At 35.6% G+C, this 7349-nt stretch carries 4 protein-coding genes; all 4 read left to right on the top strand.

Annotated elements, in window-relative coordinates; translation table 11 throughout:
- Window positions 1-655 precede the first annotated feature (655 nt).
- Entirely contained in the window at window positions 656-2230 is a 1575-nt protein-coding gene (fadX, locus tag D9V42_RS08185; protein WP_122064363.1) for a fatty acid degradation protein FadX, read from the top strand.
- 17 nt (window positions 2231-2247) lie between these two features.
- A complete protein-coding gene (fadD, locus tag D9V42_RS08180; RefSeq protein ID WP_107554647.1) occupies window positions 2248-3774 on the top strand; it encodes a long-chain-fatty-acid--CoA ligase FadD in 1527 nt (508 codons plus the stop codon).
- A gap of 62 nt (window positions 3775-3836) precedes the next feature.
- Entirely contained in the window at window positions 3837-5045 is a 1209-nt protein-coding gene (gene fadE / locus D9V42_RS08175; RefSeq protein WP_122064361.1) for an acyl-CoA dehydrogenase FadE, read from the top strand.
- A 42-nt stretch (window positions 5046-5087) separates the two neighbouring features.
- Window positions 5088-7346, top strand: coding sequence for a 3-hydroxyacyl-CoA dehydrogenase/crotonase FadB (gene fadB, locus D9V42_RS08170; RefSeq protein ID WP_122064359.1), 2259 nt, complete (start codon window positions 5088-5090; stop codon window positions 7344-7346).
- Window positions 7347-7349 lie beyond the last annotated feature (3 nt).

Below are 7349 nucleotides of genomic sequence, written 5' to 3'. Positions count from 1 at the left end.
AAATTAAAGTCCTAAAGCAGCAATTAAATCAACGATTGGTCCTAATAATCCAGATAACATAATCAAGCACCCCCTTGTTTAGTTTGATATCATCACAACACCTATGGAATCAGAATATGAAGTATTGTCCATGGATCTTGAATCAAAGAAATTAAAGTCCTAAAGCAGCAATTAAATCAACGATTGGTCCTAATAATCCAGATAACATAATCAAGCACCCCCCTTGCTTTGAATTTATATTGCATTTACATATTATTATAAAAGTTTTAGCATTCAAAATTTGTGTAAAATAACATAACCTAAAGCGTTAATTTTCTTAACAAAACAAAATTTTTTTGAGTTGTATAACTTGAATAATAGGGCACTATTAACCAGTCATAATAAGTATTCCTAGGTATGATTGCCTCTTGACTATTCTCAGATAATATTAAGTAAATTAGAAGAAGTATATTGGTGTAAAAAAGCCATTTAGTTGTTAAATGCTCATGTAGTCAGATGTAAGAAAGGTCTTTGTTTGTAAAATTTGAAATTTTTGCATAATTTTCAAAAATAATGGTATATTACATGTAAGAGCTTACATTTTAAAAAAGGAGAGGTTTTAAAAGGGGAAATTATGTATAACAGTTTGGATTAAATAAAGATAGGAGACACCTATATGAAAATTATTCCATTTTCAGATTTAACAAGCATCATTAAAAAAGGTGATGTTATAGCTCTGGCAGCCTTATCAACGGCTAATTTACCAGCTGAGATATTGAAAACGTTAGTCGAACATAATGATGAAGATCAATCTTTTAAGGATTTTACTTTTATGCTAGCGAATGACATTAGTGATTATCGTGGAGATAGTTATGATTTAGATTCTTTTACTACAAGGGGTATGATTAAGCGATTAATTACAAGTATCATTACGGGTTCACCAGAAACCATCAATGCAATGCGTAATAATGACATTGAAGCATATTATTTACCACAAGGTGTGATTACGACACACTATAGAAATAAAACACATGCGTCACCAGGCATAATATCTAAAATTGGACTAAATACTAATGTAGATCCTCGTTACTCAGGAGGTAAAGTCAATACATGTACAACAGAGGATTTAGTATCATTGATAGAAATTAATCATCAAAATTATTTACAGTATCATTTTCCTGATATTGATATAGCACTATTAAGAGGTACATATGCCGACACAGATGGAAATATTTATATGACTCATGAGGCCCATTTAGGCGAAGGTTATAGTTTGGCGGCTGCAACGCATAGGAATAAAGGAAGAGTGATTGTTCAAGTTAAAGATGTTGTAGAAAAAGGCAGTTTTAACCCAAGTGAGGTATTTATTCCAGGAAAGCTAGTGGATTATGTAGTGATTAATACGAATCCAAAGCTTCATAGACAGGTCGTGCAAACACAATATGATCCTGCGCTCTCTGGTCATTATCAAATCGCTAAGATGCGAGAACCATATATAGCTTTAGGTACCCGCAAAGTCATCTTGAGGCGTGCAGCTCAATTTCTACTCGAGGGAGACGTAATCAGTATTGGTTTTGGCATCAATAATGAATTATCTAATGTGTTAATTGAAGAACAAGTGCATCATCTAGTACAACCAAATATCGATACAGGTGTTTTCGGTGGTTTAATCAGTAGTGGATCACGATTTGGTATGAACTATAACTTGAGTGCCCGTATGAGGCACGACATGACATGGGATTTCATTTATAGCGATGGGTTAGATGTAGCGTATCTCAGTTTTGCCGAAGTTGATCAATATGGAAATGTAAATGTTTCAAAGTTTGGAGATAAAATGAATGGCTGTGGCGGCTTTATAGACATCAGCCAAACAGTGGATACCATTGTTTTTTCAGGCTCAATGGTTGTCGGGGGTCAACTATCGTATGAAAATAACAAAGTAACTGTGAAGCAAGAGGGCCATACTTCAAAATTTGTAAATAATATTGGTAATACGGATTTTAACGCCCATAACGCATTGGAACTAAAGCAAGAAGTTTATTTTGTAACAGAACGCGCAGTTTTTGGATTAACGTCTAAGGGGCTGAAACTTCTTGAGATTGCACCTGGCTTGGATCTAGAAAAAGACATTTTAGCACATATGGCATTTAGACCTATCATTGCAGATGATATCAAAGTGACCAATAGCGATATTTATCAAGATGAATGGGGAGGATTGTCTCAAGCAATTAAGTCGGAACATCGTATTTAAATAAGGGGGAGAAAAATATGAACTACGACTGGATTAAAACAAGAGCAACGTTTGATGATAATAAAGCCGCAGTGATTGATCCATTCAAAGACACTGAATGGTCCTATAAAGATTTAAATATTCGTGCAGAGAACTTAGCCAATTATTTACAAGATCAAGGTATTAAACGTGGTGATGTCGTTGGTATATTCACACCTAATGATGTCGCGATATTGGATTTAATGTTTGCTTCATTTAAATTAGGCGCAGTTTACTTGCCAATTAATTGGCGTCTAAAAACACAGGAGATTGAGAGTGTTATCACTGATTCAAATGTGAAACTCATTTTCTACGCTGAAAAGCACGTTTCAAGTTTAGAAGGCGTTGCTGACGAATTACTTCACATGGATATAGATTCAAAAGTATATGATGACATTGTAGACCCAACGCAACACCGTCCTTTCAATACAGTAAGTGTTGAAGGAAGCGATTTAGCTTCGTTGATGTATACAAGTGGTACGACGGGGTTGCCTAAAGGCGTTATGTTTTCATATGACTCTTTTGTAAATAATCCCATTAATATAGCACTAACTTATAAAATTAATTCGACGTACACAACTATTATTTCAACGCCTATGTTTCATGTATTAGGATTTAACGATTTGACGCTGCCTTTATTAATGGCTGGTGGTACTCTTATACTCCAACGTTACTTTAATGGAGAATCTTTAAATGATTTAATGGCTCAGTACAAACCAAATTATTTAATTCAGATTCCAACGATGTATTATGCCATGTTAGTAGCTGAAAATTTTGACCTAAAAAACTTTGAAACTATTGATTTCTTAATTCAAGGTGGCTCAGCACCATTACCAATGGTACAAAAGAAATTTAATAGCATGGGATATGCTATTATTAACGGTTATGGTTTAACTGAAGCACCACTCGTCATGGTTAATACACCAGAGAATGGAGCGCAGAAGCCTGGTAGTATTGGACAACCAGTAATGTTCATGGATATATGCATATTTGATAATAATTTTGAAGAAGTGGAAGTTGGAGAAATTGGTGAACTTGGAGTTCGTGGGAATAACGTAACACCAGGTTATTGGAATAAACCAGAAGAAACTGCCAAAACGTTCCATGGTGAATATTTCTTAACTGGTGATTTAGCCAAAGTAGATGAAGATGGTGATGTCTATATCGTTGATCGCCGCAAAGAAATGATTATTACTGGTGGCGAGAATGTATTACCATCCGAAGTTGAAGCGGTGTTATCAGAACATCCGCTTGTAGCCCAAGGTGTTGTTGTCGGATATGATAGCCCTAAATATGGTGAATCAGTTGCTGCAGCGGTTGTACTTACCGAGGATGACCCAGACTTTGAACAGAAATTAGATGAACATATGCGAGAGAACATTGCAGGTTATAAAATACCAAGACTATATCTAAAACTGACACATATGCCATTGAACTCTACGTCAAAAGCAGACAAGTTGGAACTTCAGAAATACATGAATGATAAAGCTCAGAAGTTAGCTCAAGGTAAAGATGAATTAAAATAATTATTAAGCAAAAAATTTTCGATAAAAATGTAAGCGCAAACATTACGATGGAGGTTTTAATTATGCCAACAAAAGAAGAAACAATCAAAGCACTATACCCAGAGGATATCTTAAGCATTGCGAAAGATTTAACGGAAGGTGAAGTTAAACTGCTAAAACAGTTGAATGACATGTTAGAAGAAAAATACCGAGATTCAGTCAATGAGCACTGGTTAAACGCTACTGAACCAGAAGATTATTTCGAAGAGTTGGGTAAATTAAATTATTTCAGAAATCCATTACTTTTTGAAGGGCGTGAAGGTGCGCAAACACCAAGCCAAATGTTCCAATTCTTCATGTCTTATACAATAGCAAGATTTGATGTCTCTTTAGCGACATTGTTAGGTGTGCATCAAGGATTAGGACATAATTCATTTTGGTTTGGTGGTAGTAAAGAACAACAAGCTTATTACTTACCGAAATTACAATCCCATGAATTGCGTACATGTTTCGCACTAACTGAACCAGAGCATGGCTCTGATGTTGCAGGTGGATTAGAAACGACGGCCAAAAGAGAAGGCGATGAATGGATTATTAATGGTGAGAAAAAATGGATTGGCGGTGCAAATGTAGCTGATGTTATGCCTGTATATGCGGTCGATGTCGATACAGGTAAGCCAAAAGGTTTCATCATTGAACCAAGTCAAGAAGGCGTGGAAATAGAACTATTAGAACATAAAATTGCACTGAGAATTGTTCCTAACGCAAAGATTCATTTAAAAAATGTAGTCGTTAAAGAGGAAAAACGCCTGCAAAATATCAATTCTTTTAAAGATATTGCGAAAGTCTTGTATTCTACACGTGCTGGAGTGGCTTATATGGCTACAGGTGCTATGGCTGGTGCTTTGAGAGCAACGACGGACTATGTAACAAAACGTAAACAATTTGGTAAAGAAATTAGTAAGTTCCAGTTAATTCAAGAAAAATTAGCCATGATGCAAGGTAATTTAGCGCAAGCAATGGCTACATGTGCACAGCTTGCCCGTATGCAAGCCAATGGAGAGTATGATGAAGTAGCAACTTCAACTGCGAAAATGATGAACTCATTAAGATTGAGAGAATCTGTAGCTATGGGACGTGGTGTACACGGAGGTAATGGTATTTTAGCTGGAGAATATGATATCGCTAGGTTCTTTGCAGATGCTGAAGCTATTTACACTTATGAAGGCACACATGAAGTTAATGCCTTGGTAATTGGAAGAGCAATCACGGGCGACTCAGCATTTATTTAACACACATATCTGTAGTTCAAGAAAAAATTTGGAGGGTTTAGTATGACGATAAGAAAAGCAACAGTATTAGGTGCAGGTACAATGGGCAGTCAAATCGCAGCACTGCTTGTTAACGCAGGACTAAAAGTAAAACTGCTAGACATTGTGATTGATGAAAATGATCCTAATAAAATTTCAAGAAAAGCATATGAGATTATAACAAATCCTAAACGTCCACAATTATTTGATTTAGCGTTTGCATCCAATTTATCTTACGGTAATTTCAATGAAGATTTAGTAGGACAAGATGATGCGGATATTTATATAGAAGCCGTTAAAGAAGAAGTAGAGATTAAGCATCAAGTTTGGAATAAAGTGAAAGACGTTGCCAAAAAAGAAGCGATATTTGCGACTAACACGTCAGGCATCCCAATTGAATCAATCGCAAATGTATTTGATACACAAGATAAAGAAAGATTTTTTGGAATGCATTTCTTCAACCCACCACGTATTATGAAATTAGTGGAGGTCATTCCAAATAGCAACACTTCTGAAAAAGTTATTGCACGTGTGCAAGCATTTGCTGAAGACGTACTTGGTAAAGGTGTCATTGTTGCAAATGACGTACCAGGATTTGTTGCTAACCGTGTAGGTACTCAAACGATGAATGACATTATGTATAGAGCTGAACAACAAGGATTTTCTATTACAGAAGTAGATGCATTAACGGGTCGAAGTATTGGGCGTCCTAAGATGGGGACGTATGGTTTATCTGATTTAGTAGGGTTAGATATTGCTTTAGCGGTTATCAAAGGATTGCAAAGTATTCCTGAAGAACAACCTTTCTTCCACGATATTAAACTATCTGAAAAATTAGTGGAAAATGGTGCGTTAGGTAATAAAACTAAACAAGGATTTTATAAAAAAGTAGATAAAAAACGTTATGTGTTTGACCCAGAACAGAATGAATATGTAGCGCCCGAACAACCACAATTAGAAATATTAGGTAAATTCAGTAAAGACTTAGCCAATAACTTAGACGTTATCTTTAATGCACAAGATGACGCAGGTGTGTTCTTGTGGGAAACATTAAGAAATAATTTCTATTATTCAGCAGTTAATGTACCAAAAGCTGCAGAATCCTTTAAAGATATTGATCGCGCATTAGTATGGGGGTTCAATTGGAAACTAGGCGCATTTCAACTATGGGATTTAATGGGATTCGAACGTGTGAAATCACGTATGAAAGAAGAATTAGGACAGCTACCAGATTGGATAGAGCAACGTACGACACCATTCTATAGTGAAGGTGAATCTATCGAACGAATTACACCAGTAGCAGAATATATTGATGAAGAAATTTGGAATAAAGAGGATTCAAATTTATCAGTAGCAAATAAGGATCAACTTTTATTAAAACTACAAAGCAAAAATAATGTAATTTCAAATGGTTTCCTTGATGATTTATTAGATGCAATTAATAAATTAGAAAGCGAAGACTATACGAGCATGGTCATTTATGGTGGTGGAAACAACTTTAGTGTTGGTGCAAACTTATTCCAAATGAAAAAAGCACATGAAGAAGGTCGCGTAGTAGAAGAAGTTGGCGCAGCAGTTGAACAACTACACCACGTCTTCTCTAGATTGAAATATTCATTGAAACCAGTTGTGACAGCAGTTCACGGTAGAGCCTTAGGCGGTGGTTGTGAATTAGTTTTACATTCACCAATCGTAGTTGCTGCAAGTGAATCTTATATAGGTCTTGTTGAAACAGGGGTTGGCTTGTTACCTGCTGGAGGTGGCCTTGCTGAATTAACAGATAGAGTGCTACGTACGAATCATAAAAATGATGATAAACAAAAATCAATTACGGATATATTGATGCAAATCGGTTTTGCAAAAGTTTCAACTAATGCTTATGAAGCTATCAGATTTGGTTATTTAAGAAACACAGATACAGTAATTTTAAATACTGAAAGACGTGTAGAGGTAGCCTTAAACAGAGCACGTTATGAAGCAGAGACAAATTATGTGCCAACGCCAAAAACACAATATATAGCGTTAGGAAAAGACTTCAAAGCATTAGCTGAAGGTCAGTTAGATGCACAACGTATGGGTCATTTTATCAGTGACTATGATTATGAAATTACGTTGAAAGTGGCAGAAGTATTGTCAGGTGGAGATATTCCACGTAACACTTACGTTAATCAAAGATATTTGCAAAAACTTGAAAAAGAGAGATTTTTAGAACTTTTACAAAACAAAAAAACGTATGACAGAATTTCACACATGTTAGAAAAAGGTAAACCACTACGTAACTAATCA

Source organism: Staphylococcus pseudoxylosus (genome assembly GCF_003697915.1).
In the GTDB taxonomy this organism is placed as follows: Bacteria; Bacillota; Bacilli; order Staphylococcales; family Staphylococcaceae; genus Staphylococcus; species Staphylococcus pseudoxylosus.
The sequence above is the reverse complement of the archived record's forward strand: the minus strand, read 5'-3'. Positions and strand labels throughout refer to the sequence as shown.

Bases quoted from the DNA above. Each gene is read 5' to 3' on its own strand.
- fadX (WP_122064363.1), top strand. From the start codon at position 656: ATGAAAATTATTCCATTTTCAGATTTAACAAGCATCATTAAAAAAGGT.
- fadD (WP_107554647.1), top strand. From the start codon at position 2,248: ATGAACTACGACTGGATTAAAACAAGAGCAACGTTTGATGATAATAAA.
- fadE (WP_122064361.1), top strand. From the start codon at position 3,837: ATGCCAACAAAAGAAGAAACAATCAAAGCACTATACCCAGAGGATATC.
- fadB (WP_122064359.1), top strand. From the start codon at position 5,088: ATGACGATAAGAAAAGCAACAGTATTAGGTGCAGGTACAATGGGCAGT.